General features: G+C 70.7%; 15 protein-coding genes, 1 tRNA gene and 1 pseudogene. 8 read left to right on the top strand and 9 right to left on the bottom strand.

The window, feature by feature from the left end; translation table 11 throughout:
• Window positions 1–132 precede the first annotated feature (132 nt).
• The 3 genes and pseudogenes from MQN93_RS06745 to MQN93_RS06735 all read left to right on the top strand — a co-directional run bounded on the left by MQN93_RS06745 (window position 133) and on the right by MQN93_RS06735 (window position 3826).
• Window positions 133–1245 carry an SPFH domain-containing protein gene (locus MQN93_RS06745; protein ID WP_242708730.1) on the top strand — a complete coding sequence of 371 codons (1113 nt, stop codon included), beginning with the start codon at window positions 133–135 and terminating at the stop codon, window positions 1243–1245.
• Between the two features lie 113 nt (window positions 1246–1358).
• Complete coding sequence (locus MQN93_RS06740; RefSeq protein ID WP_242708729.1) at window positions 1359–1964, top strand: lytic polysaccharide monooxygenase auxiliary activity family 9 protein; 606 nt, start codon at window positions 1359–1361, stop codon at window positions 1962–1964.
• A gap of 124 nt (window positions 1965–2088) precedes the next feature.
• Window positions 2089–3826 (top strand): annotated as a pseudogene (locus tag MQN93_RS06735) (long-chain-fatty-acid--CoA ligase).
• Window positions 3827–4047: 221 nt separating this feature from the next.
• Here the strand turns inward: MQN93_RS06735 and MQN93_RS06730 are convergent.
• From MQN93_RS06730 to ehuB, 6 genes are all read right to left on the bottom strand, one after another.
• Window positions 4048–4121, bottom strand: a tRNA-Lys gene (locus tag MQN93_RS06730).
• 82 nt (window positions 4122–4203) lie between these two features.
• Complete coding sequence (locus tag MQN93_RS06725; protein WP_016434953.1) at window positions 4204–4962, bottom strand: IclR family transcriptional regulator; 759 nt, start codon at window positions 4960–4962, stop codon at window positions 4204–4206.
• 233 nt (window positions 4963–5195) lie between these two features.
• The gene (gene ehuA / locus MQN93_RS06720) at window positions 5196–5972 is read right to left on the bottom strand and encodes an ectoine/hydroxyectoine ABC transporter ATP-binding protein EhuA (protein WP_242708728.1); all 777 of its coding nucleotides are present in this window, start codon (window positions 5970–5972) and stop codon (window positions 5196–5198) included.
• Window positions 5973–5982: 10 nt separating this feature from the next.
• The gene (gene ehuD, locus MQN93_RS06715; protein ID WP_242708727.1) at window positions 5983–6633 is read right to left on the bottom strand and encodes an ectoine/hydroxyectoine ABC transporter permease subunit EhuD; all 651 of its coding nucleotides are present in this window, start codon (window positions 6631–6633) and stop codon (window positions 5983–5985) included.
• Entirely contained in the window at window positions 6630–7346 is a 717-nt protein-coding gene (ehuC, locus tag MQN93_RS06710) for an ectoine/hydroxyectoine ABC transporter permease subunit EhuC (protein WP_242708726.1), read from the bottom strand. Before ehuC ends, ehuD begins: the two co-directional genes overlap by 4 nt.
• Window positions 7343–8248 (bottom strand): ectoine/hydroxyectoine ABC transporter substrate-binding protein EhuB, encoded by a 906-nt coding sequence (gene ehuB, locus MQN93_RS06705; RefSeq protein ID WP_242708725.1) that lies wholly within the window; start codon window positions 8246–8248, stop codon window positions 7343–7345. Before ehuB ends, ehuC begins: the two co-directional genes overlap by 4 nt.
• 47 nt (window positions 8249–8295) lie before the next feature.
• Between ehuB and MQN93_RS06700 the strand changes: the two genes are divergently transcribed.
• Window positions 8296–8790: a DUF3830 family protein gene (locus MQN93_RS06700; protein WP_242708724.1), complete on the top strand. Its 495-nt coding sequence runs from the start codon at window positions 8296–8298 to the stop codon at window positions 8788–8790.
• Here the strand turns inward: MQN93_RS06700 and MQN93_RS06695 are convergent.
• Together MQN93_RS06695 and MQN93_RS06690 are read right to left on the bottom strand one after the other, a co-directional pair.
• Window positions 8771–10183, bottom strand: a complete 1413-nt coding sequence (locus MQN93_RS06695) for an amidase (RefSeq protein WP_242708723.1) — start codon at window positions 10181–10183, stop codon at window positions 8771–8773. The genes MQN93_RS06700 and MQN93_RS06695 overlap by 20 nt on opposite strands.
• 32 nt (window positions 10184–10215) lie before the next feature.
• Complete coding sequence (locus MQN93_RS06690) at window positions 10216–11163, bottom strand: D-2-hydroxyacid dehydrogenase (RefSeq protein WP_242708722.1); 948 nt, start codon at window positions 11161–11163, stop codon at window positions 10216–10218.
• Between the two features lie 143 nt (window positions 11164–11306).
• On the opposite strand from MQN93_RS06690, the gene MQN93_RS06685 reads away from it, so the two are divergent.
• The 3 genes from MQN93_RS06685 to MQN93_RS06675 all read left to right on the top strand — a co-directional run bounded on the left by MQN93_RS06685 (window position 11307) and on the right by MQN93_RS06675 (window position 14014).
• A complete protein-coding gene (locus MQN93_RS06685) occupies window positions 11307–12104 on the top strand; it encodes a maleate cis-trans isomerase family protein (RefSeq protein WP_016434961.1) in 798 nt (265 codons plus the stop codon).
• Entirely contained in the window at window positions 12101–12832 is a 732-nt protein-coding gene (locus tag MQN93_RS06680) for a maleate cis-trans isomerase family protein (protein ID WP_242708721.1), read from the top strand. The genes MQN93_RS06685 and MQN93_RS06680 overlap by 4 nt, the downstream gene beginning before the upstream one ends.
• A 90-nt stretch (window positions 12833–12922) precedes the next feature.
• Window positions 12923–14014: an LLM class flavin-dependent oxidoreductase gene (locus MQN93_RS06675; protein ID WP_242708720.1), complete on the top strand. Its 1092-nt coding sequence runs from the start codon at window positions 12923–12925 to the stop codon at window positions 14012–14014.
• 161 nt (window positions 14015–14175) lie between these two features.
• Here the strand turns inward: MQN93_RS06675 and MQN93_RS06670 are convergent, their stop codons facing one another.
• Window positions 14176–16035, bottom strand: coding sequence for a putative bifunctional diguanylate cyclase/phosphodiesterase (locus MQN93_RS06670; protein ID WP_016434964.1), 1860 nt, complete (start codon window positions 16033–16035; stop codon window positions 14176–14178).
• A 313-nt stretch (window positions 16036–16348) separates the two neighbouring features.
• Between MQN93_RS06670 and MQN93_RS06665 the strand changes: the two genes are divergently transcribed.
• Complete coding sequence (locus tag MQN93_RS06665) at window positions 16349–17635, top strand: M6 family metalloprotease domain-containing protein (RefSeq protein WP_242708719.1); 1287 nt, start codon at window positions 16349–16351, stop codon at window positions 17633–17635.
• The last annotated feature ends 285 nt before the right edge of the window (window positions 17636–17920 follow it).

Here is a 17920-nt window from a genome sequence, read left to right as displayed (position 1 = left end):
GCAGCCCGGCTCACCCTGCCGTTCCCCGTGAACGGCCCCGCCGTTCCTCGTGAACGACCCCGCCGTTCCTCGCGAACGGCCCTGTTCCACCCACCTGTTGTGACGCATCTGGCGCGGAGGCTGGAGGCACGCATGAGTACGACGACCACGTCACAGACGCCCGAGTCCGAGGGGCCGGGCAGGCCGGGTCGCCTCATCCAGAACGAGGCGACCACCGAGATCCCCGTACATCTGCTGTTCCGCGACGACCCGGACCCGGTGTCCGTGCCGCTCAGACCCACGGTGGTGGGCCGCAGGCAGGGAACGGGGGAACAGCCGCGCCTGAGGCGCCCGGCACAGGTCGAACCCCGGTCCGTGCCGCAGGTCGACCCCGAGCTGACCGAGCGGCCCGCCCGGGTGCTGCCCGGAGCGGCGGGGGTGCTCGCCGGGGCCTGCGGGGTGGCCGGATGCGTGGCCACCTCGTGGTGGGCCGGGGTCCTGCCGCCGCTCGTCGCCGCGGCGCTGCGGCTGCCCGTCTTCGCGGGGGCCGGGCTCGGGCCCGCGCAGTGGGCGGCCTACGCGGGCGCCGGCGCGCTCGCCCTGTTCGGGTTCGGCGGACTGGCCCGGGGCCGGACCGGGCGGGCCTGGGTGCTCGGGCTGTTCGGCCGCTACCGCGGGACCGTGCGGCGCACCGGTCTGATGTGGGTCAACCCGCTGCTGCTGCGCCGCCGGGTCGACGTACGGCTGCGGCACTGGCGCAGCGAGCCGATGCCCGCGGCCGACGGCAGCGGTGTCGCGCTGCGGGTGGTGGTGCTGGTGGTGTGGCGGGTGAGGGACACCGCGCGGGCCGTGCTCGGCATCGAGGACCACGAGACCTATCTGCGCGAGTGCGTGGAGGCGGCCCTCGCCCGGGTGGCGGTGGAGACACCGGGGAGCCGGAGGGGACCGGCGGAGGCGGCCGGGGACGCGCTGACCCGGCTGACGGCGGCGGACGCGGCGCCGGTCGGGCTGGAGGTCTTCTCGGTGCAGCCGGTCCGCGTCGAGTACGCGCCCGAGGTGGCCGCCGCGATGCACCGCCGCCGTATCGCCGCGCTGGACGCGCAGCACCGGGCGAGTGTGCTCACCTCGGTGGTCGACTCCGTGGAGGACACCGTGACCCGGCTGACCGTGCGCGGTCTGGTGGACCTGGACGACTACGAACGCAAGGCGCTCGTCAAGGACTTGACGGTGGCGTTCTGCGCGGGGCGGGGCGAGCGGATGCCGTGACACAGAGGTGCCCGTCTTGGTATGGACACGCCCAACGGACGGTAATATTCTGTCACTTGGTCTAGACCTGCACGCCTCATGGAACTTCCCCCACGTTCTTCAGGAGCGGCAGCATGCGCAGAAAGACCAAGTGGTACGCCGCCGCGCTCGGGCTCACCACGGCAGGGGCCTTCGTGTTCTCCGCCGGAAGCGCGAGCAGCCACGGCTACACCGACCTCCCCATCAGCAGGCAGAAGCTGTGCAACAACGGCACGGTGACGAACTGCGGCGACATCCAGTACGAGCCGCAGAGCGTCGAGGGCCCCAAGGGCTTCCCGGCCTCCGGGCCGGCCGACGGGGCCATATGCTCCGGCGGCAACTCGCGCTTCTCGCAGCTCGACGCCCCGAAGGCGCCGTCCGGCGGCGCCTGGCCCACCACCAAGGTGACGGGCGGTCAGAGCTACACGTTCCGGTGGCAGTTCACCGCCATGCATGCCACCACCGACTTCAAGTACTACGTCACCAAGCAGGGCTGGAACCAGAACCACAACCTGGCCCGCTCGGACCTCAACACCACACCGTTCCTGACGGTGCCGTACAACGGCCAGCGTCCGCCCTCCACCCTCTCCCACAGCGGCACCCTGCCGTCCGGGCTGAGCGGTCACCACGTGATCGTCGCGGTATGGACGATCGCGGACACCAGCAACGCGTTCTACGCCTGCTCGGACGTCACCTTCTGATCCGCCGGACGGGGTGGGTGCGCCGGGAGGCTCGGTCCCGGCGCACACACCCCGGCGGGTTCACGGGGGTTGTGAGGGTTACGCCTCTCCACATCTGACGACGCGTCAATTACCGTGCGCTCCCATGAAGTCCAAGGAGTCCAAGGAGTCCAAGGAGTCCAGGGAGTTCAGGGAATCCCGGGAACCCGGTACGGCCACGGTCGCGGAGCTCGTGGCGGAGCGCTTCGGCGATCACCGTCCCGGGCTGTGGTACGAGGACCTGGTGCTCACCCACCACGAGGTGGCGGCCGGTGCCGCGGCCCGTGCGGCGCTGCTGGCCGACCTGTTGCCGCCGGGCGCCGAGCCGCATGTGGGGGTGCTGCTGGACAACACCCCTGAATTTCCGCTGTGGTTGAGCGCAGCCGCGCTCGCGGGAGCCGCGGTCGCCGGGATCAACCCCACTCGCCGTGGCCCGGAGCTGGCCCGCGACATCCTGCACACCGAGTGCCGCACGCTCGTCACCGAATGCGCCCACCTCCCCCTTCTCGCCGGTCTCGAACTCCCCGGCGTACGGCTGCTGGTGACCGGGACGGAGGAGTACGACGCCCTTCTGGCGCCCTACGCGGGCGCAGTGCCCGACGCCTCGCGGGCCGCCCCGAGTGACCGTCTCCTGCTGTACTTCACGTCCGGCTCGACCGGCGCCCCGAAGGCGGCGATCTGCTCCCAGGGGCGGCTGGCGGCGGCCGGGCGCTCGCTCGTCGGGCAGTTCGGGGTGGGCCGCGACGACGTGCACTACATCTGCATGCCGATGTTCCACGGGAACGCGGTGATCGCGGACTGGGCGCCCGCGCTGGTGGCCGGGGCGGGGGTGGCGCTGCGGCGGCGCTTCTCGGCGTCGCGCTTCCTGGCGGACGTGCGGGCGTACGGGGCGACGTACTTCACGTATGTGGGGCGGGCCGTGCAGTACGTCCTCGCCACCGAGGAGCGTGACGACGACCGGGACAACCCGCTGCGGCTGGGCTTCGGCACGGAGGCGGGGGCGGTGGACGCGGCGGCCTTCGAGCGGCGGTTCGGGGTGCGCCTGGTCGAGGGGTACGGGTCGTCGGAAGGGGGTGCGGCCGTGCAGTGGTCGCCGGGGACGCCGGCCGGGGCGGTCGGGAGGGCGACGCCCGGGCTCGTCGTACTCGATCCGCTGACGCGCGAGGAGTGCCCGGCCGCCGTGCTCGACTCGGGCGGGCGGCTGCTGAACGGGGACGAGGCGATCGGGGAGCTGGTGAACAAGGGGCCGAACCCCTTCGAGGGGTACTGGCGCAATCCCTCCGCGGAGGCGGAGCGGCGGCACGACGGGTGGTACTGGACCGGCGACCTCTTCTACCGGGACACCGACGGCTACCTCTACTTCGCCGGCCGCACCGACGACCGGCTCCGCGTCGACAGCGAGAACCTGGCGGCCGCGATGATCGAGAACATCCTCGCCCGCTACGAGGGGGCCGACGCCGTCGCGGTCTACGCGGTACCGGACCCGGTCACCGGCGACCAGGTGATGGCGACGATCGCCGGTACCTTCGACCCCGCGACCTTCACCACGTTCCTGTCCGCCCAACCGGACCTGGGCACCAAGATGACCCCGAGCTACGTACGAGTCGTGCAACACATGCCGGTCACGGCCACCAACAAAATCCACAGATCCCAACTAAGACGAGAGGGCCTGCACTGCACCTAAGACGAGAGGGCCTGCACTGCACCGACCCACTGTGGTGGCGCCCACCCGGAGAACAGACCTACCAACGCCTGAGGTGACAACGACAAAGGCCCCCCGCGCCTGCGAGGGACCTCTGTCAAAATGGTGCGCCGCCAAGGGACTCGAACCCCGGACCCGCTGATGCTGCGTTTTCTGGGGGATAACCCCCAGACCCCCAGCCGCCCCTGCCGAGCCGCGCGGGGTCCGGGCGCCGAGGAAGGGTCCCGTCATCGACGCGGGGGCCGACCCTCGCAGGGGGGTGTGGGTGGCGAAGCCCCCACCGTGCGCGGCGCAGCCGCGCAGAATACGACGATAGCGAGACCGGTTCGCGCTTTCCGCGAACATGCCTCGCCATCGTCATCGTGCGCCGCCAGGGACTCGAACCCCGGACCCGCTGATTAAGAGTCAGCTGCTCTAACCAACTGAGCTAGCGGCGCGTGACTCTCGCCGCCCGGTTGGGGCGACGGGGAAAATAGTACCTGGTCCGTGGGGGTGGTTCTGACCACCGGCCGGTTGCGGCTAGATCGCCAGGGAGAGCAGGACCGGGGTCGCGTTGCGGTTGAGGGTGTCGGCGGCCTGGCGCAGGCGGTGGGCGTGTTCGACGGGGAGGGAGAGGGCCAGGCAGCCGACCGAGGTGCCGGCGCTGACCGGGACGGCGGCGCAGACCGTGCCGACCGCGTACTCCTGGAGGTCGAGATGGGGCACCGTGGGCGGCTGGGTCTCCAGGCGGGACAGCAGGAGCTTGTCGCTGGTGATGGTCCGCGAGGTGAGCCGCGCCAGCTTGTGGCGGGAGAGGTGGTCGCGCCGGCCGTTGTGGTCGAGCTGGCCGAGCAGGCTCTTGCCGATCGCGGTGGCGTGCGCCGAGGAGCGGAAGTCCACCCACTCGTTGACCACCGGGGTCGTGGGCCCGTCCGCGTACTGGGCGATCCTGACCTCGCCGTCCACATACCGGCTGAGGTACACCGCCGCGCCCACCGAGTCCCGCAGCCGGTCCAGCGTCCGCTGCAGCTTCTCGCGCACCGCCTGCTCGCGCCCCTGCGCGGACCCGAGCCGGGAGAGGGCGTCACCGGTGACGTACGCCCCGTCGGTGATCTGCTCGACGTAGCCCTCGCGGCGCAGCATCCGCAGGAGGGTGGTCAGCCGCTCCGGGGCGAGTCCGGTGAGTCGGGCGAGCTCCGTGTCGGTGACACCTGTGGTGTGCCGCGCCACGGCCTCCAGGACGCGCAGGGCGTCCTGAGCCGAGTGGTACGGCGCGGTCGGCTCGTGCTTCAGCGCCACGGTGCTTCCCCCTGCGCTTGCTCGGTCGCTCAACTACTGGGCCGTAATCCGGACAGAGAACCGGTTCCACGATAACGGCCAAGAGGCTTGTTGTGAGCGGCTGTTGACGAGATTCGAACCCCGTCGCACCGCTCTCAACAGCGGCGCAGGCACTCTGGCACATGCCAACGGCACGATCCGACGCCCGGACCTCGGAGGTTGAACCGCGTTCAACCTCCGAAGCCGGAGACACGTCAGAGGACCGCGCTGAGAAATTCTCGCGTGCGGTCGTTCTCGGGCTCACTGAAGATCTTCTCCGGCGACCCCGACTCGATGACCCGCCCGGAATCGAACATCAGCACCTGGTCCGAGATGTCCCGAGCGAAGTTCATCTCGTGGGTCACACAGAGCATCGTGATGTCCGTGCTGCGGGCGATGTCACGCAGCACGTCGAGGACACCGGCGACCAGCTCCGGGTCGAGCGCGGAGGTCACCTCGTCCAGCAGCAGCACCTGCGGCCGCATCGCCAGCGCCCGCGCGATCGCCACCCGCTGCTGCTGACCACCGGAGAGCTGGGTCGGACGGGCGTCGCACTTGTCGGCGAGGCCCACCATCTCCAGCAGTTCGCGGGCCCGCGCCTCCGCCTCGTCCTTGGACATGCCGAGGACGGTGACCGGGGCCTCGGTGATGTTGCGCAGCACCGACATGTTCGGGAACAGGTTGAACTGCTGGAAGACCATCCCGATCTTCTTGCGGACCTCACGGACCTGCTTCTCCGGGGCCGGGAAGAGCTGGTCCCCGGCGACCGTGATCGTGCCCTCCTCCGGCTTGGTGAGGGTCATCAGCAGCCGCAGGATCGTCGTCTTGCCGGAGCCGGACGGTCCGATCAGGGTGACGTGCTTGCCGGAGTCGACGGAGAAGTTGAGCCGGTCGAGCACCGTGTTCGACCCGAACCGCTTGGTGACGTCGTCGAAGCGGATCAGCTCGCCGCCGTCCACCGGCGGGTTCGCGTCGGCGTCGGGTTCTTTCATCAAGGGCGTGTCAGCGGACAAGGCGTCGCTCCAGGGCTCGTACGAGAAGGGAGGCCGGATAGGCGATGACGATGAAGGCCACGCCGATCACCGTCAGGGGCTCGGTGAACTGGAAGTTCTGCTGCGAGAACAGCCGCGCCTGGCCGAGCATCTCCAGGACCGTGATCGTCATCAGGATCGGGGTGTCCTTGAGCATCGAGATGACGTAGTTGCCGAGCGCCGGGACCACCCGGCGGATCGCCTGCGGCAGGATCACCGCGGTCCAGGTGTGCCGCAGCGGCAGGTTCAGCGCCGTCGCGGCCTCCCACTGGCCGACGGGGACCGCCTCGATACCGGCCCGGTAGACCTGCATCGTGTACGTCGAGTAGTGCAGCCCGATCGCGCAGATACCGGTGGTCAGCGCCGACCAGGTCAGGCCCCACTCGGGCAGCACGTAGAAGAAGAAGAAAAGCTGGACGAGCAGCGGAGTGTTGCGGATGAACTCCGTGACCACCCCGACCGGCCAGCGCACGAAACGGGTCGGCGTCCGCATCAGCAGCGCCCACACCAGACCCAGCGCGAACGAGATCAGCGAGCCGAGGGCCAGGATCTGCAGGGTGACCAGCAGTCCGTCCCAGAACTTCGGCATGAAGTCGGCGACAACGCCCCAGTCCCAGGTCATGAGGTACCTCCCGCGCCCACGCCCGTCGGCTCGGGCCGCAGCTCCTGCTCGGGCGTGCGCCCGACCGGCTTTCCGAGTCCCGCCTTGAGCTTGCGTTCAAGGCCGCGCATCCCCCGCGTGAGCACGAAGGCGATGACGAAGTAGATCAGCAGGACGTACGTGTAGATCTCCGCGCTCTGCTGCAGCGCGAGACGTACCAGGTTGGCGCTGAAGGCGAGATCGCCCATGCCCATGATCGACACCAGCGCGGTGCCCTTCAGCAGCTCCACCAGGAGGTTGGAGAAGGGCGGGATCATCTCCGGCACGGCCTGCGGCAGCAGGACCAGCCGCATCCGCTGCCACGGCGTGAAGCTCAGGGCGATGCCGCCCTCGCGCTGTGCCGGGTCGACGGAGTTCAGCGCGCCGCGCACGATCTCGGCGCCGTAGGCACCGTAGGTCAGTCCGAGCGCGAGGGTGCCGGCCCACAGCGGGACCAGCTGCCAGCCGAAGGCGATCGGCAGCACGAAGAACACCCAGAAGATCATGATCAGCGCCGAGGTCCCGCGGAAGATCTCGGTGTAGAGGCCCGCGAGGAAGCGGACGATCCACAGCCGGTGGGTGCGGGCGATGCCGATGCCGAAGGCGACCGCCGTGGCCAGCAGGCCGCTGAGGACCAGCAGCTGGATCGTGACCCAGATGCCGTGCAGTACGAGTTCCCACAGTCCCGAGGTCATCCGCCGCACAGCTCCTTCGCGGTGAGGTCGGTCATCTCGGCCTTGGTGAAGCCGAAGGGCTTCAGGATGCGGAAGAGCTCCCCGCTCTTCTTCATCTTCCGCAGCTCGACGTTGAAGGCGTCGCGCAGGCCGGTCTCGGTGGGCCGGAAGGCGAAGGCGCCGCCGTCGACGTGCGGCTTGCCCTTGACGAGGGGCGCGAACGCCTTGGTGGACTCCGTCTTGCCGGACTTCTTGACCACCTCGCGGACGGTCAGCGCCGTACCGGCGAAGACGTCCACGCGTCCGGCCTCGACGGCGTTCAGCCCCGCGACCTGGTCCGGGACGATCAGGATGTCGCTCTCCTTGTACCCCGCGTCGACGGCGTACTGGATCTCCGCATAGCCCGTGCCGGTCGCGAACTTCGCCTTCTTCGCGACGATGTCCTTGTAGTTGTGCAGCCCCTTCGGATTGCCCTTGCGGACGATGAAGGCGTCGAGCATCTGGTAGTCGGGGTCGGCGAAGATGACCTGCTCACAGCGCTCGGCGTTGACGTACATCCCCGCCGCCACGACGTCGAACTGCTGCGAGTTCAGGCCCGGGATCAGCGAGCCGAACTCCGTCGGGACGGGCTGCACCTTGTCCACGCCGAGCCGCTTGAAGATGACCTTGGCCAGTTCCGGCGCCTCGCCGGTCAGATCGCCGTTCTTGTCGATGTACCCGAAGGGGATCTCGCCGGCGATGCCCAGCCGTACGACACCGGCTGCCTTGAGCCGGTCGAGAAGATCGCCGCCCTCCTTGGTCGAAGCGGTGGCCACGCGACTGCATCCGGCGGCGCCCAGCGCACCGAGCGCCGCCACCCCCGCGAGCAGCGTTCGGCGGGAGGGCCCGGGTGTGTGTCTGTCGTTCCCAAAAGGTGGAGCCATGGCGGCGCGGCTACCCGAGTTCATGCGATGTATGCACTATGGATTTCATGGCCGATCGATACATCGAAGTCTCCCTGGTCAAGCGTGGAATCACCTGCACGGCGCGGCTGCTGGACGACCGCGCGCCCGTCACCTGCGCGGCTGTGTGGGACGCCCTTCCACTGGGCAGCGACGTCTATCACGCAAAATACGCCCGAAATGAGATCTACGCCCTTTTCCCACCTTTCGCGGAGGCGGAGCCGCCCCTGGAGAATCCGACGGTCACGCCCATTCCCGGGGACCTCTGCTATTTCTCCTTCGCGGGGACGGAACTCGGCACCAAGTCCTACGGCTACGACCGCGAGGTCCGCTCGGGCACCACGGTCGTCGACCTCGCGCTGTTCTACGAGCGCAACAACCTCCTGCTGAACGCCGACGTGGGCTGGGTGCCCGGGATCGTCTGGGGTCAGGTGGTGGAGGGGCTCGCGGAGATGGCCGAGGGCTGCAACGATTTGTGGCGGTCGGGGGCGGCGGGGGAGACGCTCAGCTTCCGGCGGGCGTGAGGCCGGCCGCCCCGATGCCGGCTTCGTAGAGCGTGTGGGCCGCCCGCAGCACCAGATCGTCCCGGTGCCGGGCGGCCACCAGCTGCAGACCGATCGGCAGTCCGTCCCCGTCGGTGCCCACGGGCACGGTCGCCGCCGGCTGCTGGGTCATGTTGAACGGGTACGTGAACGGCGTCCATCCCGTCCAGCGCCGGTGCCCCGAGCCCTTCGGCACCTCCTCGCCCGCCTCGAACGCGGTGATCGGCAGCGTCGGCGTGACGAGCAGGTCGTAGGAGTCGTGGAAGCGGCCCATGCGGCGGCCGAGCTCCATGCGCACGTCCACCGCGGCGAGATAGTCGAGCGCGGAGCGACGGGCGCCCTGCCCGCAGATCTCCCGCAACCCCGGATCGAGCAACTTGCGCTGGTGCGCGCCGAGTTGCTGGGTCACCCGGGCGGCCCCCGCAAACCACAGGGTGTGGAAGGCCTGCACCGGGTCGGTGAAGTCGGGGTCGGTTTCCTCCACATACGCGCCGAGCCCGGCCAGCCGCTCCACCGCCCGCCGCACCGCGGCGGCGACCGCGGGACGCACCGCGACCTGGCCGCCGAGCGAGGGCGAGTAGGCGACCCGCAGGCCCTTCACCCCGCCGGACAGGCCCGTCGTGAAGGATCCGGGGGCGGCGGGCAGCCCGGACCAGTCACGGCTGTCGGGCGCGGCGATCACATCGAGCAGCAGCGCCGCGTCCGCAGCGTCCCGGGTCATCGGGCCGACGTGCGCGAGCGTCCCGAACGCGCTCGCCGGATAGAGCGGCACCCGGCCGTACGTCGGCTTCAGCGCGAAGATGCCGCAGAAGGCGGCCGGGATACGGACGCTGCCGCCGCCGTCCGTGCCGAGCGCGAGCGGGCCCGCACCCAGCGCCACGGCCGCCGCCGCGCCCCCGCTGGAGCCGCCCGCGGTGCGCGTCGGGTCGTACGGATTGCGGGTCACCCCGGACTGCGGCGAGTCCGTGACGCCCTTCCAGCCGAACTCCGGGGTCGTGGTCTTGCCGAGGAAGACGGCGCCCTGCTCGCGCAGCCGGGCGACCGAGGGGGCGTCCTCGTCCCAGCGGCCGTTCTCGGAGATCGTCTTCGAGCCCTTGAGCGTGGGCGCGCCGCGCAGCAGCAGGATGTCCTTGACCGTCGTGGGGACCCCGTCGACCGGTCCCAGCGGCGCACCGCGCCGCCAGCGCTCCGTCGACTCCCGGGCCTGCGTCAGCGCCTCGTCGGCCAGCAGCCGCACGAAGGCGTTCACATCCGGCTGGATCCGGTCGGCCCGTTCCAGCGCGGCCCGCGTCGCCTCCTCCGGACTGAACTCGCCCTTGCGGTAGCCCTCGACGAGTCGTACGGCGGTCAGTCCGGTGAGTTCGAGGTCCGTCATCTGCCCTCCAGCGTTGGGACCTGCCCGGCGGTTCAGCGTCCTGGTACGTACCCGCGTTTCTTGTCCACCACGTTGAGCAGAGGTCTGCCCGCCGCCCAGCGCTCGTACAACTCGACGAACTGAAGTCCGAGCTGATCACGCCAGCCGATCGTGTCGCCGCTCATGTGCGGGGACACGATCAGTCCCGGAACGTCCCACAACGGGCTGTCCGGCGTGAGGGGTTCGTGCTCGAAGACGTCCAGCGCGGCGCCCGCGATCCACCGCTTGGCCAGCGCCTCGGCGAGCGCGTCCTCGACGACGAGAGGGCCGCGCCCGATGTTGATGAAGCGCGCCGACGGCTGCATCACACCGAAGCGGCGCGCGTCGAACATGCCGTACGTCTGATCCGTCAGCGGCGCCGCCGCGATCACCCAGTCCGCGCGGGCGATCAGTCGGTCCAGCTCCTCCGGGCCGTGGACGCCGGTGCCCGCGGCGCGCCCGACGATCGCCGGCGTCACGTCGAGCGCCTGCAGCGTGCGGGCGATCGTACGGCCGATGGGCCCCGATCCGACGATGCACGCGCGCGTGCCCGCGACCCGCTGGGTCTCGCGGTGCCGCCAGGTCCGCTCCCGCTGCAGCTCCAGAGTGCGCGGCAGATCCTTGGCCATGGTCAGCACGAGGGCGGCGACGTACTCCGCGATGGGCTGGTCGAAGATGCCGCGCGCATTGGTCACCACCGTGTCCGAGGCGACGAGTTCCGGGCACATCAGATGGTCCACGCCCGCGCTCGCCGTGTGCACCCAGCGCGGCCGCGGGCCCTCGCCGGGCCAGGCCGAGCGCACGGCCCGGGAGGTGAAGTCCCACACCAGGAGTACGTCGGCGTGCGGCAGCCGCTCGGCGAGCGCCGCCTCGTCGGTGTGCTCGATACGGGCGCGTCCGGTGAGTCTGCCGAGGCGGGGGAGGGGATCGGCGTCCAGGACGAGAAGCGTCGGGGTGGTCATGCACAAGCCGTTTCTGAGGGCGGTGGCGGCCGTCTGACATGCGAGGTTTGACCACGCTCGCACCCGAACCTACCTTCGTCAACACGGGCGTTGCACACGGCCGGTTGCTCACCTCATCTCTCGCTGTGAGGGCGGTGCCCGTCATGGACGTTTCCTTCCTCGGTGGACCCCAGCCGCAGCGCGGCGTCGGGGTGGTCGCCCCCTTCGACTTCGCGCTGGACCGGGAGCTGTGGCGCTGGGTCCCGGACGACGTCTCCCTGCATCTGACCCGCACCCCGTTCGTGCCCGTCGAGGTGAGCCTCGACCTGGCCCGTCTGGTCAGCGAGCACGAGACGCTGGCGGACGCGGTCCGCACGCTGAACGCGGTCTCGCCCGAGGTCGTCGCCTACGCCTGCACCTCCGGCAGCTTCGTCGGCGGGATCGCCGGCGAGCGGGCGATGTGCGAGGCGATGACACGCGCCGGCGCGGTCCCCTCGGTCACCACCTCCGGTGCGCTCCTGGACGCACTGGCGGCGCTCGACGTACGGCGGGTGGCGCTCGTGACCCCGTACACCGTGTCCGTGACCCGCGCGCTGCAGGACTATGTCGCCGAGGCGGGCGTGAAGGTCACCGGCTGTGTGTACATGGGGCTGACCCGGCACATCTGGAAAGTGCCGTACCGCGACGTGGTCGCCATGGCGCGCCGGGCGGTGCGGCGCCCGGCGGACGCCCTCTTCATCAGCTGCACCAACCTTCCGACGTACGACGCCATCCCCCAGCTGGAGGCCGAGCTGCGCATGCCGGTGATCTCGGCCAACCAGGTGACGATGTGGGCTGCCCTCGCCCGGCTGGGTACCCGAGCGGTGGGGCCGTACCAGGCGCTGATCGATCCGGCGGCGCGCACCCGTCCCGTGCTGCCGGACCTCCCGAACGGTGAACAGCAGCAGGAAGGCAGGTCATGACCGCACTCGGATTCCTCTACCCGGGACACTCCGCCGAGGACGACTACCCGCGCATCGAGCAGCTGCTGGGCAGTGACATCCGCCTCGACGTCGTCCACACCGACATCGGTACGGACGCGCACCGGGTGGACGCGCTCCTCGAGATGGGCGCGGCCGACCGCCTCGCGGCAGGCGTCGAGGAACTGCGCATGGGCGGCGCGGACTCGGTGGTGTGGGCCTGCACCAGCGGCAGCTTCGTCTACGGCTGGGAGGGCGCCCACGAGCAGGTGCGCTCCCTCGCCGTCGCGGCCGGACTGCCGGCGTCGTCCACGTCCTTCGCCTTCGTGCACGCGCTGCGGGAGCTGGGCGTGCGCACGGTGGCGGTGGGCGCGACCTACCCCGAGGACGTGGCCGGGCTCTTCGCGGACTTCCTGCGGGCCGGCGGCATGGAGGTGACCTCGGTGCGCGGTGCCGGGATCATCACGGCGGCCGAGGTCGGCACCTGGGGCGAGGCGGAGGTGTTCAAGCTGGCGCGGGCGGCCGACCGGGCCGACGCGGAGGCGCTGCTGCTGCCGGACACGGCCCTGCACACCGCGGCCCACATCCCGGCCCTGGAGAAGGAGCTGGGCAAGCCGGTCCTGACCGCCAACCAGGTCACGGTCTGGGAGGCGCTGCGGCTCGCGGACCGCAGGGTGAACGCGCCGACGCTGGGCGCGCTGTTCAGCAGGGAGCCGCTCGTCCAGGTCTGAGGTGTCCTCCGGCGAACCGGGAATAAAGCGGAGAGTGCCTCCTGTTAATCGGCCAGGACAGCGCACGGCCGAATCCAGGAGGCACCCACCGTGACGGCAGACGACGAGATCCGGGGCACCGCACAGGGCACCGCGCCCGTACCCCTCTCCGTACTGGACCTGGTGACCGTCGGCGCGGGCCGCACCGCGAGCGACGCCCTGAGCACCAGCGTCGCCCTGTCCCGTCTCGCCGAGTCCCGCGGCTTCAACCGGTACTGGGTCGCCGAGCACCACTCGATGCCGGGAGTGGCCTCGTCCTCGCCCGCCGTGATCCTGGCCCACCTCGCCGCCCACACCGAGCGCATCCGGCTCGGCTCCGGCGGCGTCATGCTCCCCAACCACGCCCCGCTGGTCATCGCCGAGCAGTTCGGCACGCTGGAGGCGATGGCACCGGGGCGCGTCGACCTCGGGCTCGGCCGCGCGCCCGGCACCGACGGCGCCACGGCGGCGGCCCTGCGCCGCACCGACACCCTGAACGAGGGCGCCGACGACTTCCCGCAGCAGCTCGCCGAGCTCACCCGCTTCCTGGACGACGACTTCCCGGACGGCCACCCCTACCGCCGTATCCACGCCGTCCCCGGGCCGGTGCAGTCCACGGCGCCCGGCGGCGTCCAGTCCCCGCACCGCCCGCCGATCTGGCTGCTCGGCTCCTCCGGCTTCAGCGCGCGGCTGGCCGGCGTCCTCGGCCTGCCGTTCGCCTTCGCGCACCACTTCTCGGCGCAGAACACCGTCCCGGCGCTCGACCTGTACCGCGAGTCCTTCCGGCCGAGCGAGGTCCTGGACGCCCCGTACGCCCTCATCGGCGTCTCCGCCCTCGCCACCGACGAGGAGCGCGAGGCCCGCCGCCAGGTCCTGGCCGCCGCCCTCAACATGGTCCGGCTGCGCACCGGCCGCCCCGGCCTGGTCCCCACCCCCGAAGAGGCCGAGGCCTACGAATTCAGCCCCATGGAACGGGACTTCATCACCTCCTGGAACGCCAACGTCATCCACGGCACCCCGGACGAGGTCCGCTCCGGCCTCGACGACCTCCAAAAGCGCACCGGCGCCGACGAGTTGATGATCACAGCCAACGCCCACAGCGGAGAGATCCGACTGCGCTCGTACGAACTCATCGCAAACGCATACGGCCTGCCGGCAGCTTGACCGGACAACTGGCCGACCGACGCCAGGAGTTGCCGATCGCCGAGCGCTCGGGGTCGTTTTGAGCAGTTCGGAGCTATGCCGCGTTCGGCGCTGACGGCCGGGCCGAGGCGGTGAGTGAACGGCCGGCCGGCGGCCTGACCGGGACAACTGACCGACCGGCGTTACGGGTTGCCGATCACCGAGTCGCTCGGCTGTGGGGTGCGGAGTTCGGCGATGCGGTCCGGTGACACCGGGCGGGAGTAGAGCCAGCCCTGGCCGGTGTCGCAGCCGATGCGGCGGAGGCGGGTGGCCTGGGCGGAGGTTTCGACGCATTCCGCGGTGACCGTGAGGCCGAGGCGGTGGGCGAGTTGGATCATCGCCTCGACCACGACCTCGTCGGCCGGGTTCGGCGGGACGGAGTGTTCCTTGTCGCTCTCGTACTGGAAGCCGCGGACGAAGGAGCCGTCCAGCTTCAGGACCGACACCGGCAGCCGGCTGAGGTAGGCGAGGTTCGAGTAGCCCGTGCCGAAGTCGTCGATCGCGATGCCGACCCCCATGTCGCTGAGCGCCTGAAGGGCCTGCAGCGGGCGGCCTGCCGAGCCCATCACCGCCGACTCCGTCAGCTCCAGCTGCAGCAGGTGCGGCGCGAGGCCCGTCTCGGCGAGGGTCTCGGCCACGTCCGCGACCAGATCCGAGTCCCAGACCTGACGCACCGCCACATTGACGCTCACGAACAGCGGCGGCTCGTCCGGGTGGTCCAGCTGCCAGCGGCGCGCCTGCCGGCAGGCCGTGGTGAGCACCCAGCGGCCCAGCGGCACGATCGAACCGTCCTCCTCCGCCAGTCCGATGAACCGATTCGGCGTCAGCACACCGAACTGCGGATGGTTCCAGCGCACCAACGCCTCGACCCCGCGCAGCCTGCCGTCCTCCATGCCCACCAACGGCTGGTACTCCAGCACGAATTCCCCGCGCTCGATGGCCGGGCGGAGCGTGGAGGCGAGCGCCTGCCGGGTCATGCGGTGGGCGTTGCGCTCCGGGTCGAAGAGCGTCCAGCGTGCCTTGCCGTCCGCCTTCGCCCAGTAGAGCGTCGTATCAGCCGCCTGCATCAGGGCAGTTGGCGTCGTCCCGGCGGCACGCCGCTCCACGACGCCGATCGACGCCGACACCGACAGCCGCCGCCCCGAGAGGTCGAAGGGCGCCTGCACCGCCTCCAGCACCGACTCCGCAAGGTCCGCGAGCTGGTCCGTGCCCGTCGAGTCCTCCACCAGCAGGGCGAACTCGTCGCCGCCCAGTCTCGCCACCAGCGGCGCGCTCGCTCTGGCGTAACCCGCCTCGTCGGCACAGCGCGTGAGGCGCTCGGCGACGGCGGCCAGCAGCCCGTCGCCGACGCGGTGCCCGAGCGTGTCGTTGATGGCCTTGAAGCCGTCCAGGTCGAGATAGCACAACCCGATACGCCCGGTGCCGCTCTTCTCGTACGACTCCGCCTCCAGCGCGGTGGTCAGCCGCTCGAAGAAGAGCGTGCGGTTGGGCAGCCGGGTCACCGGGTCGTGCATCTGCAAGTGCCGCAGCCTGCCCTGGAGTTCGCGGTGGACGCTGATGTCGGTCAGCGACATCAGGACGCCCTCGTCCTGAGCCGACAGCGGCGAGACGGTGACCTCGACCCACACCGACTGACCGTCGCGGTGCTTGAGCCGGCGCGTGCAGCGCAGCGGTGCCTCGCGACCGCGCAGCACCTCGCGGTACGCGTGCCAGGTGCGGGCGTCGGACGACAGATCCACCAGATCGGCGGCGACCTTTCCGGCCAACGCGTCCGGGGAGCTCCCGAACAGCGTGCCGAACCCGTCGTTGGCGCTGACCACCAGACCCTCGCGGTCCACCACCGCCATCGCGAGCGGCGCAGCCGCGAACACCGAGCGGTACGCCGGCGGCTCCGTTCGAGTCGTCAGCGGCTCGGTACGAGGCGCCGCGTACGCGTCACTCTCTGTAACGGCGACCCGGTCGAGGTCTGCCGTGGGCGCCGGCCCTTCGGACGTTCCGCTCACCGCTCGCTCCCGCAGTGCACTCGATCTCTGTCCGTGCAGGAAAGTGTGCCGATCATAGAGGCAGAACCAGGGGCCTTCCAGCTACTCTCCAGTGTCCCGGATCGACCGGCACTTCAGACAGATCGTTTCTGCCCGCAGGTGGACGGCTTCTTGAGCCGCTCGATCACTTGTGACGTTCCGTGAGGGCTCCGGGGGTGTCGGCCCCGGTCGTCCGCCGGGCCCCTCACTCATCCGGGTCAGGCAAACAGGACGTAGTACTACAAATACACACAGGCTGGGTGCGGAGTCCCGCGTACCGCACCCGGAGGTCCCTGTGCCGCGTCCGTTTCCCCTCAAGGGGTGCAGGGGCCCCCGACTGCGCAGCACCGCCGCGGTGTTCAGCACCCTGTCCGCCGTCGCCGCGACCTCGCTGGTGACCGGACCGTCGGTGGCCGAACCGTTCTCGGCGGTGCCGTGCGCGCTGCAGCGCACCTCGGCTCATCACTCGGAGGGCCTCGACACCTGGAACGCCGCCTATCCGCGGCCGGCCCGTGCGCTGAACGCCGTGATGGTCTTCCTGTCCTTCCCGGACTCGGCTCCGCGGACGAAGCCCGCCCAGCTGGCCGCCGACCACTTCCCGGCCACCAGCCGCTTCTTCGAGCGTGCGTCGTACGGCAGGTTCACCCTGCACCCGCATCCGCTGAAGCACTGGATCCGGATGCCGCGGCCGTCAACGGCGTACGCCATACAGCGCGACTGGAGCGCGCGGAGCCGTGCCACGTATCTGCGCGACGCGCTCGCCGTGGCCGACCCGCAGGTCGACTTCTCCCGCTACGACGTCGTCTACTTCGTGGCCGACCCGGACGCGCCCGGGGTGGACTCGGACGCGACGAAGGTCGTCAATCTGGACACGCCGCTGCGGGCCGATGGCACCGATCTCCGCCGCATCGTCACCGTCTTCGAGAAGCATCCGCCGGACCGGCTGGTGCTCGCGCACGAGACGGGGCACGTCTTCGATCTGCCGGACCTCTATCACCGGCCGGACGACGGCAAGGGCGACTGGGACACCTACGTCGGCGACTGGGACCTGATGGGCAGCCAGTTCGGGCTGGCACCCGACTTGTTCGGCTGGCACAAGTGGAAGATGGGGTGGCTGGATCCGCGGCAGGTGGTGTGCGTACGGGAGTCCGGGGTCACGCGGCTGACGCTGGAGCCGCTGGGGGCCGGGCCGCCGTCGCCGGTGACGGGCGCGGCGGGGCCGCCGGCCCTCGGGCTCGGGCAGGGGGTGAAGCTCGCGGTGGTGCGGACCGGCCCCGACAGCGTGCTCGCCTTCGAGGCGCGTGCTCCGCTCGGCAACGACACGACGACCTGCCGCGCCGGCATCCTCGTCTACCGCGTCAAGAGCACCACCCAGTCCGGCACGGGCCCCATCCAGGTCCTCGACGCCCACCCCCACACCGAGGCCTGCTGGGAGAACTCGGTCTACCCACCCCTGGCAGACGCCCCGATCGCCTTGGGCGAAACCTTCACGGTGCCGAACGAGAACATCCGCATCCAGGTGAAGAGCCGAACGGCAACGGGAGCCTGGACCGTGAAGATCACAGCGGGCTCGCCGACCTGAACGACCGGGCATCTGACCAGTCGCGGTGCGTTGGGGTCCGCCGGTGCCCGGGCAGATGCGTCGGCGCCGAGATGGGTGCCGCAACCAACGCCACGGGCGACCGCCGCACGGGGTGCGGCTGACCAACCCTCCGCGGCAGTCGGGCACAGCCGCACAGTTCGGCCAGAGCGGCCGACGCCTCATCCATGGCGTGGCGTCGCGACCACAGGCGGGCGCGCAGCGCCGCGCGGGGTGCCGTCTTCACGCCGGGGCGTCTGTCGCAGGGGGGCGCGCCGCCAGGAACTC

The organism is Streptomyces spinosisporus (assembly GCF_022698145.1).
In the GTDB taxonomy this organism is placed as follows: domain Bacteria; phylum Actinomycetota; class Actinomycetes; order Streptomycetales; family Streptomycetaceae; genus Streptomyces; species Streptomyces spinosisporus.
Note: the sequence above shows the minus strand (reverse complement) of the source record. Positions and strands in the feature narration are given on the sequence as shown.

Bases quoted from the DNA above. Each gene is read 5' to 3' on its own strand.
- MQN93_RS06745 (WP_242708730.1), top strand. From the start codon at position 133: ATGAGTACGACGACCACGTCACAGACGCCCGAGTCCGAGGGGCCGGGC.
- MQN93_RS06740 (WP_242708729.1), top strand. From the start codon at position 1,359: ATGCGCAGAAAGACCAAGTGGTACGCCGCCGCGCTCGGGCTCACCACG.
- ehuA (WP_242708728.1), bottom strand. From the start codon at position 5,972: ATGAAAGAACCCGACGCCGACGCGAACCCGCCGGTGGACGGCGGCGAG.
- ehuD (WP_242708727.1), bottom strand. From the start codon at position 6,633: ATGACCTGGGACTGGGGCGTTGTCGCCGACTTCATGCCGAAGTTCTGG.
- ehuC (WP_242708726.1), bottom strand. From the start codon at position 7,346: ATGACCTCGGGACTGTGGGAACTCGTACTGCACGGCATCTGGGTCACG.
- ehuB (WP_242708725.1), bottom strand. From the start codon at position 8,248: ATGGCTCCACCTTTTGGGAACGACAGACACACACCCGGGCCCTCCCGC.
- MQN93_RS06700 (WP_242708724.1), top strand. From the start codon at position 8,296: ATGGCCGATCGATACATCGAAGTCTCCCTGGTCAAGCGTGGAATCACC.
- MQN93_RS06695 (WP_242708723.1), bottom strand. From the start codon at position 10,183: ATGACGGACCTCGAACTCACCGGACTGACCGCCGTACGACTCGTCGAG.
- MQN93_RS06690 (WP_242708722.1), bottom strand. From the start codon at position 11,163: ATGACCACCCCGACGCTTCTCGTCCTGGACGCCGATCCCCTCCCCCGC.
- MQN93_RS06685 (WP_016434961.1), top strand. From the start codon at position 11,307: ATGGACGTTTCCTTCCTCGGTGGACCCCAGCCGCAGCGCGGCGTCGGG.
- MQN93_RS06680 (WP_242708721.1), top strand. From the start codon at position 12,101: ATGACCGCACTCGGATTCCTCTACCCGGGACACTCCGCCGAGGACGAC.